The sequence below is a fragment of the Aeromonas sp. FDAARGOS 1407 genome (assembly GCF_019048725.1).
Taxonomy (GTDB): Bacteria; Pseudomonadota; Gammaproteobacteria; order Enterobacterales; family Aeromonadaceae; genus Aeromonas; species Aeromonas enteropelogenes.
Genome location: NZ_CP077399.1, coordinates 1521025 through 1539743, shown reverse-complemented (window position 1 = coordinate 1539743; position 18719 = coordinate 1521025). Strand labels below are relative to the sequence as shown.

The 18719-nt window shown below is 60.2% G+C and carries 22 protein-coding genes; 12 read left to right on the top strand and 10 right to left on the bottom strand.

The window, feature by feature from the left end; genetic code table 11:
* The first annotated feature begins 47 nt into the window (after window positions 1–47).
* Window positions 48–905 carry a DMT family transporter gene (locus I6L37_RS07475; RefSeq protein WP_216993662.1) on the top strand — a complete coding sequence of 286 codons (858 nt, stop codon included), beginning with the start codon at window positions 48–50 and terminating at the stop codon, window positions 903–905.
* Between the two features lie 13 nt (window positions 906–918).
* Here the strand turns inward: I6L37_RS07475 and I6L37_RS07470 are convergent, their stop codons facing one another.
* A complete protein-coding gene (locus I6L37_RS07470; protein ID WP_216993661.1) occupies window positions 919–1500 on the bottom strand; it encodes a uracil-DNA glycosylase family protein in 582 nt (193 codons plus the stop codon).
* A 98-nt stretch (window positions 1501–1598) separates the two neighbouring features.
* Here I6L37_RS07470 and rarD point away from each other — a divergent pair, with 98 nt between their 5' ends.
* A complete protein-coding gene (gene rarD, locus I6L37_RS07465; RefSeq protein WP_216993660.1) occupies window positions 1599–2486 on the top strand; it encodes an EamA family transporter RarD in 888 nt (295 codons plus the stop codon).
* Here the strand turns inward: rarD and I6L37_RS07460 are convergent.
* A complete protein-coding gene (locus tag I6L37_RS07460; protein WP_201979709.1) occupies window positions 2468–3202 on the bottom strand; it encodes an ABC transporter substrate-binding protein in 735 nt (244 codons plus the stop codon). The two genes, rarD and I6L37_RS07460, sit on opposite strands and share 19 nt — an antisense overlap.
* Window positions 3203–3246: 44 nt before the next feature.
* On the opposite strand from I6L37_RS07460, the gene I6L37_RS07455 reads away from it, so the two are divergent.
* Window positions 3247–3582 carry a GIY-YIG nuclease family protein gene (locus I6L37_RS07455; RefSeq protein ID WP_216993659.1) on the top strand — a complete coding sequence of 112 codons (336 nt, stop codon included), beginning with the start codon at window positions 3247–3249 and terminating at the stop codon, window positions 3580–3582.
* A 75-nt stretch (window positions 3583–3657) separates the two neighbouring features.
* Here the strand turns inward: I6L37_RS07455 and pspG are convergent, their stop codons facing one another.
* From pspG to I6L37_RS07435, 4 genes are all read right to left on the bottom strand, one after another.
* Window positions 3658–3876 carry an envelope stress response protein PspG gene (gene pspG, locus I6L37_RS07450; RefSeq protein WP_042025875.1) on the bottom strand — a complete coding sequence of 73 codons (219 nt, stop codon included), beginning with the start codon at window positions 3874–3876 and terminating at the stop codon, window positions 3658–3660.
* A gap of 45 nt (window positions 3877–3921) precedes the next feature.
* On the bottom strand, window positions 3922–4128 hold the full coding sequence (locus I6L37_RS07445) for a PspC domain-containing protein (protein WP_026457503.1): 207 nt from the start codon (window positions 4126–4128) through the stop codon (window positions 3922–3924).
* A gap of 2 nt (window positions 4129–4130) precedes the next feature.
* A complete protein-coding gene (gene pspA / locus I6L37_RS07440) occupies window positions 4131–4793 on the bottom strand; it encodes a phage shock protein PspA (protein WP_216993658.1) in 663 nt (220 codons plus the stop codon).
* Window positions 4794–5001: 208 nt separating this feature from the next.
* Window positions 5002–5730 (bottom strand): 1-acylglycerol-3-phosphate O-acyltransferase, encoded by a 729-nt coding sequence (locus I6L37_RS07435; RefSeq protein ID WP_216993657.1) that lies wholly within the window; start codon window positions 5728–5730, stop codon window positions 5002–5004.
* 164 nt (window positions 5731–5894) lie between these two features.
* Here I6L37_RS07435 and I6L37_RS07430 point away from each other — a divergent pair, with 164 nt between their 5' ends.
* The 9 genes from I6L37_RS07430 (at window position 5895) to I6L37_RS07390 (ending at window position 13256) form a co-directional block, all read left to right on the top strand.
* A complete protein-coding gene (locus I6L37_RS07430; protein WP_216993656.1) occupies window positions 5895–6269 on the top strand; it encodes a hypothetical protein in 375 nt (124 codons plus the stop codon).
* Window positions 6270–6320: 51 nt separating this feature from the next.
* Window positions 6321–8375 carry a protein-disulfide reductase DsbD gene (locus I6L37_RS07425; protein ID WP_216993655.1) on the top strand — a complete coding sequence of 685 codons (2055 nt, stop codon included), beginning with the start codon at window positions 6321–6323 and terminating at the stop codon, window positions 8373–8375.
* A gap of 10 nt (window positions 8376–8385) precedes the next feature.
* Entirely contained in the window at window positions 8386–9132 is a 747-nt protein-coding gene (locus I6L37_RS07420; protein WP_216993654.1) for a DsbA family protein, read from the top strand.
* Window positions 9133–9135: 3 nt separating this feature from the next.
* Window positions 9136–9657 (top strand): protein disulfide oxidoreductase, encoded by a 522-nt coding sequence (locus I6L37_RS07415; RefSeq protein WP_216993653.1) that lies wholly within the window; start codon window positions 9136–9138, stop codon window positions 9655–9657.
* Window positions 9658–9956: 299 nt separating this feature from the next.
* Window positions 9957–10241, top strand: a complete 285-nt coding sequence (locus tag I6L37_RS07410) for a J domain-containing protein (RefSeq protein ID WP_026458058.1) — start codon at window positions 9957–9959, stop codon at window positions 10239–10241.
* 6 nt (window positions 10242–10247) lie between these two features.
* A complete protein-coding gene (locus I6L37_RS07405; protein ID WP_216993652.1) occupies window positions 10248–10778 on the top strand; it encodes a hypothetical protein in 531 nt (176 codons plus the stop codon).
* 12 nt (window positions 10779–10790) lie between these two features.
* On the top strand, window positions 10791–11558 hold the full coding sequence (locus tag I6L37_RS07400; protein ID WP_124240262.1) for a hypothetical protein: 768 nt from the start codon (window positions 10791–10793) through the stop codon (window positions 11556–11558).
* 11 nt (window positions 11559–11569) lie between these two features.
* Window positions 11570–12472, top strand: a complete 903-nt coding sequence (locus tag I6L37_RS07395; RefSeq protein ID WP_216993651.1) for a hypothetical protein — start codon at window positions 11570–11572, stop codon at window positions 12470–12472.
* A gap of 343 nt (window positions 12473–12815) precedes the next feature.
* Window positions 12816–13256: a hypothetical protein gene (locus I6L37_RS07390; protein WP_197064454.1), complete on the top strand. Its 441-nt coding sequence runs from the start codon at window positions 12816–12818 to the stop codon at window positions 13254–13256.
* Between the two features lie 199 nt (window positions 13257–13455).
* Here the strand turns inward: I6L37_RS07390 and I6L37_RS07385 are convergent, their stop codons facing one another.
* The 4 genes from I6L37_RS07385 to I6L37_RS07370 form a co-directional block, all read right to left on the bottom strand.
* Window positions 13456–14670: an aromatic amino acid transporter gene (locus I6L37_RS07385; protein ID WP_042072636.1), complete on the bottom strand. Its 1215-nt coding sequence runs from the start codon at window positions 14668–14670 to the stop codon at window positions 13456–13458.
* Between the two features lie 82 nt (window positions 14671–14752).
* Window positions 14753–16210: a tryptophanase gene (gene tnaA / locus I6L37_RS07380; RefSeq protein WP_216993650.1), complete on the bottom strand. Its 1458-nt coding sequence runs from the start codon at window positions 16208–16210 to the stop codon at window positions 14753–14755.
* 180 nt (window positions 16211–16390) lie between these two features.
* Window positions 16391–16465, bottom strand: coding sequence for a tryptophanase leader peptide (gene tnaC / locus I6L37_RS22210; protein ID WP_223380490.1), 75 nt, complete (start codon window positions 16463–16465; stop codon window positions 16391–16393).
* Window positions 16466–16886: 421 nt separating this feature from the next.
* A complete protein-coding gene (locus I6L37_RS07370; RefSeq protein ID WP_032495448.1) occupies window positions 16887–18308 on the bottom strand; it encodes an IS66-like element ISKpn15 family transposase in 1422 nt (473 codons plus the stop codon).
* Between the last annotated feature and the right edge of the window lie 411 nt (window positions 18309–18719).

Below are 18719 nucleotides of genomic sequence, written 5' to 3'. Positions count from 1 at the left end.
ATAACTGCGCCCGAGCTACCCTTCTCTACTCTGAAACGGGAGGCGGTATGAATGCAGTCGGGATCGGCATCCTCTATCTGGTGCTGGGCAACATGGTGGCGGTTTTTTCTGATGCGCTGGTCAAGGTGCTGGAACCAAGCCAGCCCGTCTTTCAGTTTGTCTTTTTCCGCCAGCTCTCTGCCGCCATCCTGCTGGCCCCCTGGCTGCTCTGGTCGTGGCGTCGCCACCCGCCGGTGGCGCTCAAGTGGCATCTGCTGCGTGCCCACATCTGGGCGGTCGGCGTCTGCCTGATGGTGATCGCCCTCACCCGCTTGCCACTCGCCACCGCCAACGCCCTCTTCTACGCTGCGCCCCTGATGATGGTGCCGCTGGCGGTATGGCTGGCGGGGGAGGCCATCTCGCGCCAGAAGGTGTTGACGGCCTTTATCGGCTTCGTCGGGGTGCTCATCGTGCTGCGCCCGACCGAGGTGAACTGGGCTGCACTCGCGGCACTCGGGGTGGCGCTCTCCATGGCGGTCAACAATTTGCTGATCAAGCGGATCCCGCTCAAGCAGCCCATCGCCCAGACCCTGTTCTTCACCAATGTGCTGAGCATGCCCTTCATCCTGGCGCTGGCCTTCTGGGAAGGGGGAGAGTGGCAATGGCAGATGTGGTGGCCCGCCTTCGGCTCGTCGGCACTCATCATGGTCTATGCCGGATTGTGCGTGATGGCCTATCGCAAGGCGGAGGCGAGCAAGATCGCCTCGGCGGAATACACGGGGCTGTTGATGGCGGTCGCCATCGGGGTCTGGCTGTTTGACGAGCAGCCCGGCCTGCCGCTGCTGCTGGGCTGTCTGTGCATCATATTGCCGCTGGTGGCCATGGCTCGTGGCAAGCCAAAACCGCTGGCCGAACCTGTGGTCTGAACAAAACCTAGGGTCACGCCAGCAGGGGAGCGACCCTCTTCCTCAGGTGCGGGAGCACATCCTGCTCGAACCAGGGATTTTTCCTGAGCCAGAAGGTGTTGCGCGGTGAAGGGTGCGGTAACGGCAGCCAGCCGGGCCCGTACTCTGCCCAGCTGCGCACTGTTTCGGTCAGCGACCCCTTGCCCGCCTCGCGCAGATAATAGTTTTGCGCGTACTGGCCGATGAGCAGGGTCAGCTCGATATTGGGCAGCAACATCAGCACCTTGTCGTGCCAGGTCGGGGCACACTCGGGCCGGGGCGGCAGATCCCCCGACTTGCCCTTGCCGGGGTAGCAGAGGCCCATCGGCATGATGGCGATGCGGGATTCATCGTAGAAGGTGGCCTTGTCCACTCCGAGCCAGTGACGCAGCCGGTCGCCGGACGCGTCGTCCCAGGGGATGCCGCTGGCATGAACCCGGGTACCGGGCGCCTGGCCGATGATCAGCAGGCGAGCACTCCCGGCTCCCCGGATCACCGGGCGCGGCCCCAGCGGCAGATGGGCTTCGCACAGACGGCAGGCCCTGATTTGCTCAAACAGGATATCGATTCGTTGCATGGGGCTCATAGTAACAGCTTTTGCCAGCTTTCCTCTTGTGAAAGCCAAACGAGACACATATCATCTCAACGTGTGTTTAATTTAATAAACAGGTAATCATGAAAAACTGGCTAGGTACAGGCACGGCCGCCCTCTCCTTCATTCTGTGGGGCATGCTGCCGCTCTATTATCAGTTCATGCCCGAGGTCAACATGTGGGAGCTCATCTCTCACCGGGTGCTCTGGTCCGTGGTGCTGCTGGGTGCCCTGTTCCTGTTGATCGGTCACAAGGTTCCCTGGGCCAGCCTGCGCAGCGAGCCACGCCAGCTTGGCCTCATCCTGCTGGCGGGCCCCGTCATGTCCATCAGCTGGTGCATGTTCACCTGGTGCCTGACCACCGGCCAGGTGCTGGCAACCAGCCTCGCCTTCTTCATGACACCGCTGTTCAATATCGTGTTCGCCGTGCTCTTCCTCAAAGAGAGGCTCACTCCGCAGAAGCACCTGGCGGTCGCCCTGGCGCTGGCAGGGCTCGCCTACATGCTGTTTTGCTACGGCCAGTTGCCCTGGTTCTCCCTCATCATGGGTGCCAACTTCGCCCTCTATGGCCTCATCAAGAAGAAGATCCACTACGACACCGGCACCTGCCTCTACCTTGAAGCGCTGGTACAGCTTCCCGTCGCCTTGCTGCTGATCGGCCTGCTCGCGTGGCAGGGCGAGGGAATGTTCGTCAATGGCGATCTGACCGACAAGCTGCTGCTGATGGGCAGTGCTCCCGCTACCCTGCTGCCGGTGGGGCTGTTCTGCTACGCCGTCGCCAGAACCCGGATGAGCACGGTGGGATTGTTGCAATATATCGAGCCGAGCCTCGCCTTCCTGATCGCCATCTACTGGTTTGGCGAGACGCCGGACCCGGTGAAATCGGTAGGATTTGCCTTCGTCTGGGCCGGCCTGCTGGTCAGCCTGCTGCCGCTGCATCGCCTCAGACGACCTCAGGGGGCCGTGCGGTAGGACTCCAGAACCTGATGCCAGCGGGGATCCCTGTCCATCTGCTCGGCGATGTCGTTCAATCTGGTATGCAGATCGCGGCGAGACTTGGGCAACAATATGTGGCGGGAATAGGTGGACTGGGCAAAGGGAGAGACGAACAGCTTGCCCTCGAACGCAGGATCCCGGGTAAAGAAGGCCAGCGCCGAGCCCGGGACCAGGGTCACATCGATACGGCCCCGCACCAGCATGCTGAAATTGCTCTTCACCTTCTTGGCATCATGGCGAATGACCTCTCCCCTCGCCACGGCCTCATCAATACCCTGATAGCGATACCCCTCGACGCCCCCGAACACCAGCCCCTTGAGTGAATCCGGCCCGTGATAGATGACCGGCTTGTTCACGCTGGAGATGAGTTCGTTGGTATCGCGCATGATGGGCAGGGTCCAGAGGTAGCGTTCGCGCATGGGATCCCCCATCCAGGCCGGATTGACCCAGGCAACCAGGCTGTCGAAGCCGGGATCCGACATTTCCAGCGCCAGTCTGGCACGATTGACCGGCCAGAGCTCTATTCTGGGTTCACCCCCCAGCTTTTCATTGAGATACTTGACCAGCTCCCGACTCATCCCCGCATCAGGCCCGGTGTTGAAAGGGGGATGCTGATGGTAATCGTAGAGACGGAGCGTCTCTCCCATCGCGGGTGTCGCCAGTAGGAACCACAACCAGAGCCAGAATCGCATTGCACCTCCCAAGGTTAGCCTTGAGTTTGGCACAGAGAGCACGAATGAAAAAATCCGCGGCACAGCCCGCCTTATCTTCCTCCCCGCCCGTCGACTGGTTCGTCTATATGGTGCGCACCGCCACAGGTGCCCTTTACACCGGGATCAGCACGGATCCGGGTCGCCGCCTGCGCCAACACCAAAGTGGCAAGGGATCCCGTGCCCTGCGTGGCAAGGGGCCGCTTATCCTGGCATGGCAACAACAGGTAGCAGACAAGGGCACGGCCCTGCGCATCGAATACCGTCTCAAGCAGCAGTCCAAAACGGTCAAGGAGCGGCTGGTGCAGGAGCCCGCCTTCTGGCCGGCCTGGTATCGGGAGTGGCAATCCCGGCACGTTTGAGCGCAAACATAAAAAAGGCCACTCTATTGAGTGGCCAACAAAGGGAGTTCGGGAAGCATTAACAACGCATGACAACTAGAGGTAGGTGTTGGTACGGCGCTTGCGGTTGCTGATGAGCCAGCAGACCACCAGTACCAGCAGCAGCCAGGGCGCCAGCTTGATGATGAGAGCAAGCATGCCGCCCAGGGCTCCCAGCAGCACGAACAAACCGCTGACCAGCAACATGGCAATCAGGGTAAAGCCGGTCAGCGCCATGATCACCAACACCACCAGCAATACGAAAAATTCCAGCATATCTTGCTCCTTACAGAGGATGGGGCCGACTCGCTGACCCTGCGGTCAATCCAGCCAGCGTTTCAATTCATAACGGGGTGGCATCACCAGCACTGCCAGCAGATAGGCGGCCAGAGTCACGGGCGGAAGCAGGATCAGGGCGATCAGTGCCACGATTCGCACCGTGACACGGGAAACCCCCAGCCGATTGGCAATCCCGGCGCACACCCCGGTCAGTTTGCGATGCACCAGATCCTTGGGCCAGGGGCGCATGATCACACCTCCGCCTTCTGGCCTTTCAGGCGAGCCAGCTCACGCTCTATCTCGTCATTGAGCTCCAGCTCGCGGAACTGTGCCTCGAGCGAAGGATTCTGGCCCAGGGTCGCCGCTTCAAGCTGGGCTTCCAGCTGATCGATCCGCTCCTGAAAACCGTCGAAACGGGCCATCAGCTCGTGCATCCGCTGGTTGTCAACCTGGGCGCGGGCCCGCAGCCGGCTGTGGGCAGTTTGCTCGCGCAGGGTCAGCATTTTCTGCTTCTCGCGAGCCTCGGTCAGCTTGGCCGCCAGCCGTTCGCTGTCGGCGGTCAGCTGGGCCAGCACCTCGGCTACCCGGGCCTTGTCCTGCTCCAGTTGCTCGCAACGCTTGACCTCAGCCAGCTTCTCGGTGAGGGCGGCACGAGCCAGATCCTCACGCCCCCTCTGCAGGGCCAGTTCGGCCTTGGCCGACCACTCCTGGATCTGGTGCTGCAATGTCTGCTGGTGCCGCTCCAGCTGTTTCTGTTCGGCGATGATGCGGGCGGCCTGGGTACGCATCTCGACCTGGACCTGCTCCATCTCCTCGATCATCAGGCGCAACATCTTTTCCGGCTCTTCGCTCTTGTCGAGCAGGCTGTGCAGGTTGGCATTGATCACGTCGGTCAGGCGGCTGAATACGCTCATGGTCTGGCTCCTTGTTGATGGGATGGTTAGCTCTTCCCAAAGCATTACAAGTGCCGTGCCAAGATATTTTTATGTTTTTTTACAATGAGATGGGTATTAATGACACCGAATAACCGGCAATGGGTTAGCGAATATCACCAACAAAATGGTGAAATTCACCAATAAAAAAGGGAGCCAGCGGCTCCCCTTCATTTTGCGCGACGAGGCGTCATGCAGCCTTGTGATGGCCGAGCTTGCTGTCCAGTTCGACCAGCTTGGCCTCCATCCGGCTGCGGCAGACCTCGGACAGCTCGCGGATGCCGGCGGCGCCGTGCTCCTTGCTGCATACCGGAGCCATCACCTCCAACAGCACCTCGCCGTTGTCCCAGCGATTGAGGTCGATCTGGCCAAAGTAGCTGGAGCAGACGATGGGCACCACGGGCACCTCGGCCTGCACGGCAGTATGGAAGGCACCGGCCTTGAACGGCAACAAGCCACGCCCCTGGGAGCGGGTCCCCTCCGGGAACATCCAGATGGAGGTGCCGCGCGCCTTGATGCGATCCACCACCTGGCCAATGGTGCCAATGGCGCGGGAACGGTTGGATCTGTCGATCAACACGTTACCGGAGAGCCAGAAGATGAGGCCGAAGAAGGGCAGCCACAGCAGGCTCTTCTTGCCCACCGCCACCACGCCGGGTTGCACGGCGCCGGTCACGGTGAAGATGTCGTAGTTGCTCTGGTGGTTGCAGACATAGACCGCTGGCCCCACCGACTTGACCGCCTCATCCACCATCACCTTGACCCGGATCCCGATCAGCGGGCACACCGCGTGATACATGCGGGCAAATACATAGACGTTGTTGGGGTGACGCGGACGGGCCAGACAGAGCAGCAGACCGAACAGGAACCAGAAGACGAGCAGCAGACCAAGCAGCAGCACACGGGCAAGTTTGAGCATCGAACACCTCGAATTTGAACTCGGCGCAGTATACTGATCCCCCTTTTAGCGAACAAGCGTTCGCCAGACAGAACTGACCAGGCTCACCGCCACGGCCGGCCCCCCGGCTTGCCCCGCTTGCCATTGCTCGCTAGGATGTGGCCATCTTGATGGACGGGGCGAGCATGATTCACCAACAACGCGTGGCGAAACACCTACTGCTGCTGGTCTGCCTGCTGGTGCTCAATTGTGCGGCCCAGCCGCTGGCCCGGCTGGCCCTGCTCGATCAGGCCATCGGCTGCCAGCTCCAGCTCACCCAGGTAACGGGCGACGAGCAGGCCAAGGCCAGCCCCAGTCCGCAACCCACCAGTTGCCAGCTCAATGGCAAATGGCTGAGTGCCACCACCCTGCTCTGCATCGAACAGATCTTCTTTGCCGTCGCGCTGCTGATCGCCCTGCTGGCGCCGCTCTGGCGCTACACGCCACCCTTGCCGCCCCCGAGAGCCATCTCGCCGCCGGAGCGGCGTCTGCACCTCACCCTCTGCGTCTGGCGGGAATGAGCCCGGCTGCGTTCTTCGTCAGTCATCACTCATTTTTGCGAGACCAAACAGATGTCAAATCTCTTCAAGGCAACCCTGCTGCTGGGTTGCTTGCTGTGGCAATCCATAGGGTTGGCCAGCGACACGGGCTGGCTCACCAGCCCCCAGAACGATCACGCCAGGGTGCGGCTGCAGGCCGATCGCAGCACACCGGAGAAGGCCCGCATCCTGCTCGATGTCGAACTCGAGTCGGGCTGGAAAACCTATTGGCACAGCCCGGGTGAAGGGGGGATTGCACCCCGGATCCTGTGGGACGAGCCGGTCGAGGCATTCCAGTGGCGCTGGCCCGCGCCGCGTCATTTCGAGGTGGCCGGCCTCAGCACCCAGGGTTACGAAAAGAGCGTAAGCTTCCCGCTCAGTCTGAACTATCCCGCTGACAAGCCGCTCAAGGGGACTCTGCGTCTCTCGACCTGCAGCAATGTCTGCATTCTCACCGACTACCCCTTCACCCTCGTGGCTGGAGGCGAGGCGCCGGCCGGCTTTGATTTTGCCTATGCGAAGGCGGCGAGCAACCTGCCCCAGCCGCTGCCCGCCGATATCCGGATCACCTTGGGTTATCAGCAAAACCAGCTGCAACTGATGGCCGAGCGGCCCGCCGGCTGGCAGACACCGGCGCTCTTTATCGATGCCCTTGAAGGGGCGGAATTCGGCAAGCCCGAGCTTGAAGTGAAGGAGACCACCCTGATCGCCCGGGTACCGGTCAGCGATGGCTGGCAGGGGGATGCGCCTGACTTGCGCGCCAAAGCGCTAGGGGTACTGCTCACCAGCGGGGAGCAGGCCTGGCAGGGCCAGGCCCCCATCGGCGAGCCCCTGAACCTGCCCGAACCGAGCCAGCCCCTGCTCTGGTTGCTGGGGGCGGCGCTGCTTGGCGGCCTCATCCTCAACCTGATGCCCTGCGTGCTGCCGGTGCTGGCCCTCAAGCTGGGTTCCGTGCTGCAACATCAGGAGCGAAAACAAAGCGAGGTACGCAAGCAGTTTCTCGCCGCCAGCGCCGGGATCATCGCCTCCTTCTGGGTGCTGGCGGCCATGAGCAGCCTGCTGCGCGCCCCAAGTTTCGGAATGAGTGGAGCAGTCGGCTGGGGCATCCAGTTCCAGAGCCCGACGTTCATCGGCTTCATGGTGCTGGTGACCCTGCTGTTTTGCGCCAATCTGCTGGGGTTGTTCGAGATCCGTCTGCCCAGCTCCCTCACCACCCGGCTCGCCACCCGCGGTGGCCAGGGTCTGGGTGGCCACTTCCTGCAAGGGAGCTTTGCCACCCTGCTGGCCACCCCCTGCTCGGCCCCCTTCCTCGGCACTGCGGTGGCGTTTGCGCTGGCGGCGCCGCTTGGCCAGCTCTGGCTCGTCTTCACGGCACTCGGTATTGGCATGAGCCTGCCCTGGCTGCTGGTGGCTGCCGTGCCGCGCATCGCGCTCTGGCTGCCCAAACCCGGCCGCTGGATGAGCCATCTGCGCCTCCTGCTCGGGCTGATGATGCTGGGCTCCAGCCTCTGGCTCGCCAGCCTGCTCGGCAATCATCTGGGCAGCACGACCACCGGCTGGCTGATGGTGGTCATGGTGCTGGTGCTGCTGGTAGGTATCATCTGGCGTTACGGCATCCGGGGCTTCACGCTGGCCCTCTCCCTCTCGGCCCTCATCGGCGGTGCCCTGCTGCTGGGAGGCGCGTTCACCGTTCAGGGCAGCAACAGCGTCGATCGGGTAGTCTGGCAGCCTCTCTCGGAGCAAGCCATCACTGCGGCGCTGGCCCAGAAGAAACGGGTCTTCGTCGATGTCACCGCCGACTGGTGCGTGACCTGCAAGGCCAACAAATACAATGTGTTGCTGCGCGATGAGGTACAAACCGCCCTCTCGGCCCCTGATGTGGTGGCCCTGCGCGGCGACTGGAGCAGACCCGACGACGCCATCGCCGCCTTCCTTCGAAAGCGCGGCGCCGCAGCCGTCCCTTTCAACCAGATTTACGGCCCCGGCCTGCCACAGGGGGAGACCCTCTCGCCCCTGCTCGACCAGGACGACCTGCTTACTCTGTTGAGCCAGGCGGGCCTCATCCGCCCCGGCATAACCCGATTCTAAGGAGAACCCCATGAAACCGACTCTTAGCGCTCTCGCCCTGTTTACCGCCCTCTCTGCCGGCATGCTGACGGCGCCGGCCCTGCACGCCGCGCCCTTTACCCCGGAGCAGGAGGCGCGCATCAAGGAGCTCATTCGCGAGACTCTGGTGGCCAACCCCAAGATCCTCGACGAGGCGGCCGAATCCTGGGAGAAGCAGAACGCCGCGGCCCAGGCGGCCCAGCTCGGCGATTTCATCAAAGGCAACAAGGATGTGCTGTTCAACAGCACCACCAGCCCGCGCCTTGGCGCCAAGAATCCCAAGCTGACCCTGGTGCTGTTCACCGACTACAACTGCCCCTACTGCAAGCAGTTCGATCCCCGTCTCACCAAACTGCTCAAGGCCTATCCCAACGATCTGGGGCTGGTGATCAAGCTGCTGCCATTCAAGGGGCAGAGCTCCGCCAAGGCGGCCCAGTACAGCCTGACCCTGTGGCAACAGGATCCGGCCCGCTTCCTCACCCTGCACGACAAACTGATGAGCAAGCAGGGCATGCTGACCGAGGCGGACATCAACAAGGCGCTGGCCGCCACCGGCAATACGGCGCTCAAGCCCGATGCCAAGGCGACCGAGGAGCTGCGCAACAGCTTGCGCATCGGCACCATCCTGGGGGTGCAGGGCACGCCGGCAACCCTGATCGGCAACCAGCTGGTACCGGGGGCCATCCCCTATGAGGAGCTGGAGCAGCTGGTAAAAGACGAGCTGGCCAAGCTGGGGTAAATCATGGCGACCACACCCACCCGGCCCCGCTGGCAACGCTGGGGCAAGGAGGCGCTCTGGCTGCTGCTGATGGTGCTGGTCATCTCCACCCTGCTGGATCTGTGGCGCAGCCCCACCCTGCCTGAGGGAGCCATAAGTGCTCCCATTACCCTGCAGGATGGCACCACCACGGATCTGGCAACACTGAGCCGGGGCAAGCCACTGTTGGTCTATTACTGGGCCAGCTGGTGCGGGGTATGCCGTTTCACCACGCCAACCGTGGAGACCCTGTGGCAGGAGGGGGATAACGTGCTGACAGTGGCGCTGCGCTCCGGCAGCGACGCCCAACTGCGTGAAGGGATGGCGAAGAAGGGGCTCACCTTTCCCATCCACAATGACGAATCGGGAGCGCTCGCCGCCCGCTGGCAGGTGGGGGTGACCCCCACCTTCCTCATCGTCAAGGATGGGGCGCTGGTAAGCAGCACCACGGGCTGGAGTTCGGGGCTCGGGCTGACGCTGCGCCTGTGGTGGGCGAGCCTTCACTAACCCGGCGCCACGCCAATTGCAAATGCCCGGCCATGCCGGGCATTTTTTCAACCGCCGTCACAGATAGCACCTCTCGCCATTGCCAGAATGGTAACAATCGGCACTTACGCTGTGTCTGACGCCATTCGTCCGCCTGCCAACGAGCTCGGTGATGCAACTTGCTCGCCATATCATCGCCAATGCGTGGCGGTGCGGATCCGTTTCCGTTAAAATGACGGGTTTTTGCCGTGCCTGGTTTGCCAAGCCCGACCAGGCACCCGCAGTGTGAATTCCAAGATGCCAGCGATGCAGGATCTGTCATGAACAACTACTTTCGGGTGCTGGGCGTCAAGTCCAACGCCAGTGAAAACGACATCAAGAAAGCCTATCGACGGCTGTCGAACCAGTACCACCCCGACAAGCTGATCGGGGCCACTGACGACGAGAAAGAGCAGGCTGCCATCAAGCTGCACCAGATAAAGCAGGCCTATGAAGTGCTGTCCGATCCAAAGCAGCGGGCCGCTTTTATCAAGGATTTCAACAACGTCATCGTGACCGATCCCGCTTCTGCCATGCAGGAGATGTGGGACCAATTCTACCCCTGAGGCATCATGCAAAAAAAATGGGATCAGGCACGACTCAAGACCCTCTTGAGCGATGCCAGTGAAAATATCGAATCCTACCGGGATCAGGACGATCCCAAGGCGCTGGAACAGTTCACCGGCAAGATGAAGGCCCTGCTGCTGGCCGACATGAGCATGCTGGAGTTTATGCCCGAATACCTGCCGCTCGCCCTCTATGGTCGGGTGCAGTTTCCGCCCAAGGCCAAACCGCAGTGGACCCGCTGGCTCACCAGTGGCGAGCAGCCCTCCTGGGACGAGTTCAAGGTGTCGGTGGCGTTCAGCAACGCCGAACTGCCGCTGGTCAAAGCGGTGCGCGCCCAGAGCGAAGATCAGCTGATGGAAGCCTGCGCCGTGCTGTTCCAGCTCGACAATCCGCTGCCGCGCGGCAGCCGCCGTGCCGATGATGACTATGAGCTGCGCGACGACGAGGATGAAGACGGGGAAGATGCCGACGCCGACTACAATGGCGATGAGCACGACGACGGCGATCAGGATATGTACGACGAAGTACGTTTCTAATTGGGGCAACGCATGAACAACAGTCTGATAGAAATTACCGCCATCGAGATCAAAGAGCTGGCCGTGGTCGAGCCGAAGCAGGCCAGCGAGAAGTTCGAGCTGATCGCCAAGACCATGTCTGACGATCAGCTGGCAGAAGTGATTGAAAACATTGATATCGTTACCCTGACCCAGATCAACGGCCAGCACGACATCTCCTTCCCCTCCATCATCTCCGAGCTGATGACCCCTGAGCGGATCCGCGACATCGTCTGCCAGCAGCCCCTCTACTGGGAAGAGGCGATCAAGAACAACGCCGACGAGCTGCAGCAGCACACCTTCGACTTCCTCAACTACCTGATCCGCACCCAGGAGAGCGAAGCCAAGCAGCGCGAGATCCTGGAGTGCATCGCCGAGGATCCGGCCGGCCTCTTCTACCTCGCCATCCCCTTTATCGAGTTCTATCGTGGCGATCGCTACGAGGACGACGAAGGCTACCGCGACGTGCTGCACGCCGAGGAGGAAGATCTCGAAGAGTCCCTGCGCTACAGCGAACGCCAGCAGAGCGAGGATGTCCACGACTACGCCCTGGATGACCCGAGAAGCCTGCTGATGCTCATTCGCGAGCTGGCCCCCGAGGTGGAGAAATCCATCAAGGCGCTGCTGCGCAATGAGCACTCCACCTGGGATGGCATCATCAACAAGTTTGCCGCCGAGCTGGTGATGCAGGCCAAAGAGAAGAACAAGGTCGAGGAAGACGAGTACGGCGACGTCGACGACATGTTCAGCTTTCTGGATTAAGGAGCCCATTCATGCAGTTAGTCATTCGCGATGCCAACCAGGGCCCCTTTCTCACCCAGGTGCTGCGCTTTGGCCGCGACAACGAGCGTTTGAGCCAACAGCAACTGGCCGCCATCAAGGGCAAGGCGGTGCTGATGAGCCTCAAATTCGCCGACAAGTACTACAACAAGTACAAGATGCACCTGCTGGAACAGGCCGCTCACGACGTCATCGGCGTGGTGAGCTTAGGGTTGCAGGAACTGTCCCAGCGGGATCCGGCCAAGGCGCTGGTCCTCTTGCAGGCGCCGGAGGGGCCCATCAAGCCGTTTCAGAAAGGCTGGTCGATGCTCATCACCGTCAGCCCCAGGCAGAGCGGCAACAGCCTCTACGGTGATGTGGATGCCCGCCTGCTGGACAAGATCTCCAGCCCCCCCGATGTGGAGGAGTGGCAGGGGTGGCAGGAGTACGAGAAGGCGCTGGCCGAGCACAACAAGAACCGATTGATGGGGCTTATCGACCAGCACTTCTTCGCCTGCGAGAGCGACCACCCCACCATGGAGGACAAGCTGGCCGAGGCCCTGCTCTATCGCATCCTCTGCGGCAAGGGCAGTGGCGCCGCCCCCCTCAAGGTGAAGCAGGATCTCAAGCGCAAGCTGGCGCGGGAGATTGAGCTCAAGGAGGAGTGGTACGACACCGATCATCTGGCGACCCAGCTCGCCCTGATGCTTGGCGAACTGCCCGCCGACATGGCCGCGGCGATCCGCCAGGAGCTGAGCCCGGGCTTTGTCCCCAACCTGCTCCACACCCTTGGGTTTGTGCGCCAGTACCAGCTGCTGCAAAAAGAGAACGCCTCGCCGGAGAAGCTCGACAGCTTCGAGATGCGCGCCGGCATCAAGCACCCGCTGCTCGGTTGGCCCCTCTATCACGACTTCTGATGGCCAGCCTGCCAACAGGCGGCTCTCTTTGTAATCCAACGCCCGGCTTGCCGGGCGTTGTGCTATCCGGCAACCAGCACAATATTTCCCCCCGAGATCAAAAACAGGCCTAGAGATCAGCACACATCGAACGACTGGTATTTTTTCATCACAGTACGGGAATAAATAAACACCGGGGTCAAGATGCAATGAAATACCGGCGGGAAACCGTAGGAAGGAGGATATCGGTCACAAAAGGGAGCCATTTGATTTTGGTATGCTCTCGATTAATATGCCCGTGATTCACACTCACAGTTCAGTGCATTAATCCAAGTCCTATCCACTATTATCCATGAGACACATCATGAAAATGAAATACTTGGCGATCATCGCAGCTCTTTTCCTGTCGCACACCGCCAATGCCGGCCCCTATGGGGATGATCTTGCGAAATGCCTTGTAGAATCAACAACAAAAGATGACAGAACGTCTCTCGTCAAGTGGATGTTCGCCTCGGCATCGGCACACCCTGCCGTCAAATCCATCAGTAACGTATCACAAAAAGAACTGGATGATTCCAATGCCACGCTGGGCAAACTCTTTACCAAATTATTGACCAGTTCATGCCGGGATCAGGCAACCAAAGCACTGACTTATGAAGGAACCAATACCATCAGTACCAGCTTCCAGTTATTGGGACAGGTTGCCGCCAGCGAATTGTTTTCCGCTCCTGAAGTGCAGAAGGCCATGTCTGGTATTGAGAAAGGAATCGATAAGGCAGAATTTGAAAAGTTGATGAAAAAATAATTTGGCCAGAAGGGAGTGCGGGGGAAATATCGTCATCTCCCGGATGAAATTAAATTGGCCATGATTTATTGATCCGTTGGCTGGGTAACAGATCTCATGTTGCCGCTTAACGAATCCATCTTGCCTGTTACCTCCCCTCTCTCCTTATAACAACGCCCGGCTTGCCGGGCGTTGTGCTGTCCGATTTCTGCCTGCGCCACTACCCGGTAAAGATGGGTAGCAGGTTTGCCATATTGAGCAGATGGAACAGCGCTATCAGGATGCCAAACAGGATCACCCCCATCACCATGCCCTGGCCACCCGGTGCCACGAAGCCCTGATCTCCCCCTTCCGCCTTGCGCGCCTTCATCACCAGCAGGGCCGGGACTATGCAGGTCCAGACGGTAGCGGCCGCTCCGGCGTAACCAATGGCGATGATAAAACCGAACGGGAACAGGAGTGACATCAGGAGCGGCGGCAGAAAGGTCACCGCCCACGACTTGGCGCGGCCACGGCGACTGTTGTCGAACTTGAACAGATCCGCCAGGTAATCAAATACCCCGAGCCCCACCCCGATAAAGGAGGAGAGAATCGCCGCCATGGAGAAGGCGTGCACCGCATGGTCGACCCTGCGGGAGTCGATCACCGATCCCAGCGCATTGAGCAGCGCATCCACCTCGCCCCCTTGAGCGATGACGGGGCCAAACTGCTGGCGCGGCAGGTTGCCGAAGATGCTCACCAACCAGAGGATGTAGAAACCGAGGGCGATCAGGGTGCCCCCCAGAATGGCCCTCTTGGCCTTGTGTTCGCTCCCGTAATAGGCCCGCATCGAGGCCACCGAGTGGTGATAACCGAACGAGGTCAGCGCCACCGGCAGCAGGGCCAGGGCGTAGGGGGCATAACCCATCTCCTGGTGCATGGAGTCAAACAGCTGATCCACATTGACCCGCATCGCCAGCCCGGAGACCCCGAACACGAAGCTCAACAGCATGAAGGCGATCAGCACCACCGAGATCCGGTCCACCGCCCGGGTCGAGTGCCACACCAGACTGGAGAAGAGCAGCACAAACAGCACGGAGGCGATCTTGCTGTCGATGCCAAGCAGCCCATGCAGGATCAGCCCGGACGAAGTGATATAGGCGTAGAGCAGGATCCCGCCGACAAAATAGACCGCCAGGTTGTTGAACATATTGACCCTGGATCCCAGCAGATCCCGGGTCACCGTATTGAAGGAGACGGTCAGCTCGTAGCCCTTGAATGCCTCCAGCAGCATCCAGCCAGAGACCGTCATCACTATCATGGTCAGGGTGATGACCAGAGTGGACCAGCTGGCCCAGGCCCCCGCCCCGGCGCTGGGCAGCCCCAGCATCCCTGCCCCGACACAGACGCTCGCTATGATACAAGCGCCCCCCACTATGGATGGATTTTTGGCCATCGTATTCCCCCCTGTCTTGTTCCCTGAATGCAGATTCAAAAAAGGCACAGAATCTTCTGTGCCTTGCTTTGCTTATTGGTTGTTATGCTTCGGCCAGCTGTCTGGCCGTCGTCGCCGTATTTGGCGCCACCTCTTCAAGCCGGGCGGTGAAGTGACGCAGCACCGGCGGCTCATAGGTGAAGGTCAGCCCCTTGATATTGGCGGCGTTCTTTTTGACCTCCTGGAAAGCCTCAATGATGAAGTCCATGTGGGTCTGGGTGTAGGTGGCGCGCGGTATGGTCAGGCGCAACAGCTCGGCCGGGCAGGCCATCTGCTTGCCGGTGGCCGGGTCACGACCCTGTAGCAGGGAGCCTATCTCGACCGCACGAATGCCGGCGACCTTGTAGAGCTCGCAGGCCAGGGCGTGGGCCGGGAACTGATCTGCCGGGATGTGGGGCAGCAGCTTGCCCGCATCGACGAAAGCCGCGTGTCCCCCTGCCTGCTGGCAGACCACGCCGATCGCCTCCAGCCCGTCCACCAGGTACTGCACCTGCTGGATGCGGTAAGCGAGCCAGTCCTGGCGCATACCGTCGCGCAGGCCGACCGCCAGCCGCTCCATGGCGCCCCCTTCCAGGCCGCCATAGGTGGGGAAGCCCTCCTGCACCACGCACAGAGTGCGGCACTCGTTGTAGACATCCAGCATCGACTCATCTTTGAAGCAGAGCAGGCCGCCCATCTGCACCATGGCGTCCTTCTTGGCGGACATGGCGAGGCCGTCGGCATACTTGTAGGCCTCACGAGTGATCTGCTCGATGCTCCAGTCGGCGTAGCCGGGCTCGCGCTGCTGGATGAAATAGGCGTTCTCGGCGAAACGGGCGGAGTCCATGATCACCGGGATATCGTATTGACGGGCGATGGCATAGACCGCCTTGAGGTTGGCAATGGAGACCGGCTGGCCCCCGGCCGAGTTGCAGGTGATGGTGCTGACGATATAGGGCACGTTGGCCGGGCCTGCCTCTTGAATGGCCGCCTCCAGCTTGTCGAGATCGAAATTGCCCTTGAAATCGGCGGTGACGCTGGTGTCGAACGCTTCCTTGGTATAGACGTTCTTTGCTACGCAGCAGTTGATCTGGGTATGGCCCTGGGTGGTGTCGAAGAAGTAGTTGGAGAGCGCCACCATCTTGCTGCGATCCAGCCCCTTCTCCTGCTCACGCTTCTTGATGAGAACCGGAATGTAGATCTGCTCGGCGCCGCGCCCCTGGTGGGTCGGGATGGTCAGCTCATAACAGAAGATCTCCTGCACCGCCTTGCGCAAGGCGTGGAAGCTGCGGCTGCCGCTGTAGGCTTCGTCGCCGCGCATCATGGCCGCCTGCATGTCCTGGGTGATGGCGCCGGTGCCGCTGTCAGTCAGCAGATCGATAAAGACGTCTTCGCTGTCGAGCAGGAAGGGGTTCATACCGGCCTGCTTGATGGCGGCCTCGCGGTAGTCACGAGTGGTGCGTTTTACCGGTTCGATAACGCGAATGCGAAACGGCTCGGGCAGGTGTTTGAAATGTTCCATGGTAAACCTCGGCATTATTTTGACGAACAGGATCGCCATCCGGCGCAAATTAAAGAGTGCGCAGGAAAATAGATAAATAGAGACCCGGCTTGGCTACATATGGCGACAAACCAGATATCAGAGACAGAATGTCAGCACAGGAAAATGTGCAGAAGGGGCCGCCGGCCCACAACGGAAGGCTTATTTGATTGGGAAGAAGAAGGCTATCTTGCGATCAAGATTGAACCATTTGCAGGAAGTGAATGTGCGATTCATGGTGCCCACCCAGTTGAAAATAAAATGTCGATATGACCAGCTCATTATGAACAGAAGGCATCCGGGTTCAATACGCCAGATAAGTAAACTGGGATCTTGATAACATTTTATACAACTCTTTTTGTAACGGGAGTGACGCTCGCCCCGTCACGGCATAGAGCCAAGCGCAGCCAAATAAAGTGTAAACATAACAGGGGAAACCATAACATATTGTATTTAATGATTTTTTAAATACAAAGAAATATAAAAAGCCATCCACCTACCGGGTGATTTCACCAACGGATGGCCATCAGTCCATGTTAAATTTTGTTGCACTTGCAATCAGCTTGGTTCCCCCTCCTCCCCTTATCAAGGACCACCATATGCCCCTGTTCCTGGCCGCAAGATGACCGACTGATGGCCAACCTTTTATAGTATCTATTCACCAGGACGGGGTTGACGGCATCAGTTCTGCCGGGATGGGATAATCTGTCTTCTCGATGCACGCCCTGACCACGGCCCTCAACCACTCCTGTGGGCAGCGGCCCAATCGCTTGCCGGTCTCCACCAACGACAGGATGCGCTGGCGAAACAGCTCGCCCCGGTGAGACCACACGCCGTAGCTACCCTTGCGCCAGAGCACATAGCCACGCAGCGCCCGCTCCGCCTCGTTGTTGGTCAGCGCTATTTCGTCGTCAGTCATAAACCGCCACAGCATCTCGTCATCCCGCAGCAGCAACTGGCATCGTCCACGGTAGCGTTTGCTGCACAACAGGGCGCCGCGCTCCAACTGGCTTCGCCAGCTTTGCCGGTAACGCGCGAGCCTGCGCAGGTATTTCTGCTTGCTCAACGCACCGCTTTCCCAACGGTGCCGGGTACGAAACACCGCATCCGCCAGCAAGACCAACCGGGCACCGATGGGCTGGTTGCACTGCTCGCTACTCTCGGCGATGGCCACGAGATTGCGGGCCACGTGGGCCCAGCACAGTTGCCGCTGGTCGGCGTCGATAAACCGGTAGCCGGCGTACTGGTCGGTCACCAGCACCCCGTCAAACTCGGCGCCCAGCAGCCGCTTGGCCGCCTCCTGACCACGGCCATAGGCCGTCATGAAGCAGACGGCTATCTTGCTCAGCGCCAGCCACATCCAGCGGCGCTCTCCACCCCGCTGATGCCGGGTCTCATCGGCATGAACGTGGGTGGCCGTCTGCACCTGCTGCTTGATGGCCTGGTAGGTCGGGGTGAGCATGGCACTCACCCGCCCCTGCGCCTCACTGATGGCGCCCCGGCTAAAACTCAGGCCGAAATGCTGTTTGAGCTGCTGCTGTATCTGGCTGACGCTCTGGTGAAACTGGCCGCTTTGCAGCGCGATGTAGCTGAGCAGATTGGCCCCCATCTGGCTGCTGCTGACGTTGTCTGGCAGTGCGGCCTGGGTCGTGCCGATACACCGTGAGCAGGTCGCACGATACAGTTGGTGTTCGGTGACGAGATAGCTCACCTCGGGCAGCTCGAACACCTGATGAACCTGATAGGGTTTGGCATGGGCCACCATGTCCCCGCCACAGCAAGCGCAATCGGCGGCAGGGTAATGCGGGACCAGGGTCAGGCGGGCATCAAGCGGATGCCGCTCGCGGCGATGTCCCTTGTGACCGGGCTGCGCCCCCCGTTGCTTGCCGGACGCCGGACGCTTGCGGGCCGGCGGCGGTGCACCGGGGCCGTCGCTGGAAGGCGGCTTGGAGGAGTTGCCGCTGTGCTGATTGAGGCGGTCCTCCAGCTCGGCGATGCGGTCGAGGAGCTTATAAATCAGCTCGTTGGCCTGCTCCAGAGTGGTGGGCATTCCCGCGGAATGCATGGTGTTTTTGCTCATGGGGGGAGCGTATCTAAGGAGCAGGATCAAGCAAGCAGGAAAGTGGGATCAAGAGACGATCGTCTCATTTTTCCTGTGTCAATACTGTTCCGGTGAATACTTACCTTTTATATTCCTCTGTATTCAAGAGATTAAGGTCAGGGGTCGTCACTCAATATAGAAAAGAGAAAACCAGAAATACGCTACCCGTTGGAATGAGATGAGAGGTTATTAATCAACTGATAATTTAACAGACAGATTAAACCGACTCGTTACGTACACCATCATCGGCATTTCGTGATAAATAGCCTCCCCAACAAAAGCTCTGGATATATCCAGTCACCGTGTCTACCCCCTTTGCGCAATTGTGCCGCTAGGCTCAGCGTTTATAATTCCCGCCTGATATGAAGTGGAGTATTTGACAAGATGAGC

Excerpts from the sequence above, each read along its gene's own strand:
- tnaA (WP_216993650.1), bottom strand. The coding sequence starts at position 16,210 with ATGGAACATTTCAAACACCTGCCCGAGCCGTTTCGCATTCGCGTTATC.
- I6L37_RS07475 (WP_216993662.1), top strand. The coding sequence starts at position 48 with ATGAATGCAGTCGGGATCGGCATCCTCTATCTGGTGCTGGGCAACATG.
- pspG (WP_042025875.1), bottom strand. The coding sequence starts at position 3,876 with ATGCTGGAATTTTTCGTATTGCTGGTGGTGTTGGTGATCATGGCGCTG.
- I6L37_RS07425 (WP_216993655.1), top strand. The coding sequence starts at position 6,321 with ATGTCAAATCTCTTCAAGGCAACCCTGCTGCTGGGTTGCTTGCTGTGG.
- I6L37_RS07390 (WP_197064454.1), top strand. The coding sequence starts at position 12,816 with ATGAAAATGAAATACTTGGCGATCATCGCAGCTCTTTTCCTGTCGCAC.
- I6L37_RS07385 (WP_042072636.1), bottom strand. The coding sequence starts at position 14,670 with ATGGCCAAAAATCCATCCATAGTGGGGGGCGCTTGTATCATAGCGAGC.
- I6L37_RS07420 (WP_216993654.1), top strand. The coding sequence starts at position 8,386 with ATGAAACCGACTCTTAGCGCTCTCGCCCTGTTTACCGCCCTCTCTGCC.
- I6L37_RS07470 (WP_216993661.1), bottom strand. The coding sequence starts at position 1,500 with ATGCAACGAATCGATATCCTGTTTGAGCAAATCAGGGCCTGCCGTCTG.
- I6L37_RS07410 (WP_026458058.1), top strand. The coding sequence starts at position 9,957 with ATGAACAACTACTTTCGGGTGCTGGGCGTCAAGTCCAACGCCAGTGAA.
- I6L37_RS07400 (WP_124240262.1), top strand. The coding sequence starts at position 10,791 with ATGAACAACAGTCTGATAGAAATTACCGCCATCGAGATCAAAGAGCTG.
- I6L37_RS07405 (WP_216993652.1), top strand. The coding sequence starts at position 10,248 with ATGCAAAAAAAATGGGATCAGGCACGACTCAAGACCCTCTTGAGCGAT.
- pspA (WP_216993658.1), bottom strand. The coding sequence starts at position 4,793 with ATGAGCGTATTCAGCCGCCTGACCGACGTGATCAATGCCAACCTGCAC.
- rarD (WP_216993660.1), top strand. The coding sequence starts at position 1,599 with ATGAAAAACTGGCTAGGTACAGGCACGGCCGCCCTCTCCTTCATTCTG.
- I6L37_RS07430 (WP_216993656.1), top strand. The coding sequence starts at position 5,895 with ATGATTCACCAACAACGCGTGGCGAAACACCTACTGCTGCTGGTCTGC.
- I6L37_RS07460 (WP_201979709.1), bottom strand. The coding sequence starts at position 3,202 with ATGCGATTCTGGCTCTGGTTGTGGTTCCTACTGGCGACACCCGCGATG.
- I6L37_RS07415 (WP_216993653.1), top strand. The coding sequence starts at position 9,136 with ATGGCGACCACACCCACCCGGCCCCGCTGGCAACGCTGGGGCAAGGAG.
- I6L37_RS07370 (WP_032495448.1), bottom strand. The coding sequence starts at position 18,308 with ATGAGCAAAAACACCATGCATTCCGCGGGAATGCCCACCACTCTGGAG.
- I6L37_RS07395 (WP_216993651.1), top strand. The coding sequence starts at position 11,570 with ATGCAGTTAGTCATTCGCGATGCCAACCAGGGCCCCTTTCTCACCCAG.
- I6L37_RS07445 (WP_026457503.1), bottom strand. The coding sequence starts at position 4,128 with ATGCGCCCCTGGCCCAAGGATCTGGTGCATCGCAAACTGACCGGGGTG.
- I6L37_RS07435 (WP_216993657.1), bottom strand. The coding sequence starts at position 5,730 with ATGCTCAAACTTGCCCGTGTGCTGCTGCTTGGTCTGCTGCTCGTCTTC.
- I6L37_RS07455 (WP_216993659.1), top strand. The coding sequence starts at position 3,247 with ATGAAAAAATCCGCGGCACAGCCCGCCTTATCTTCCTCCCCGCCCGTC.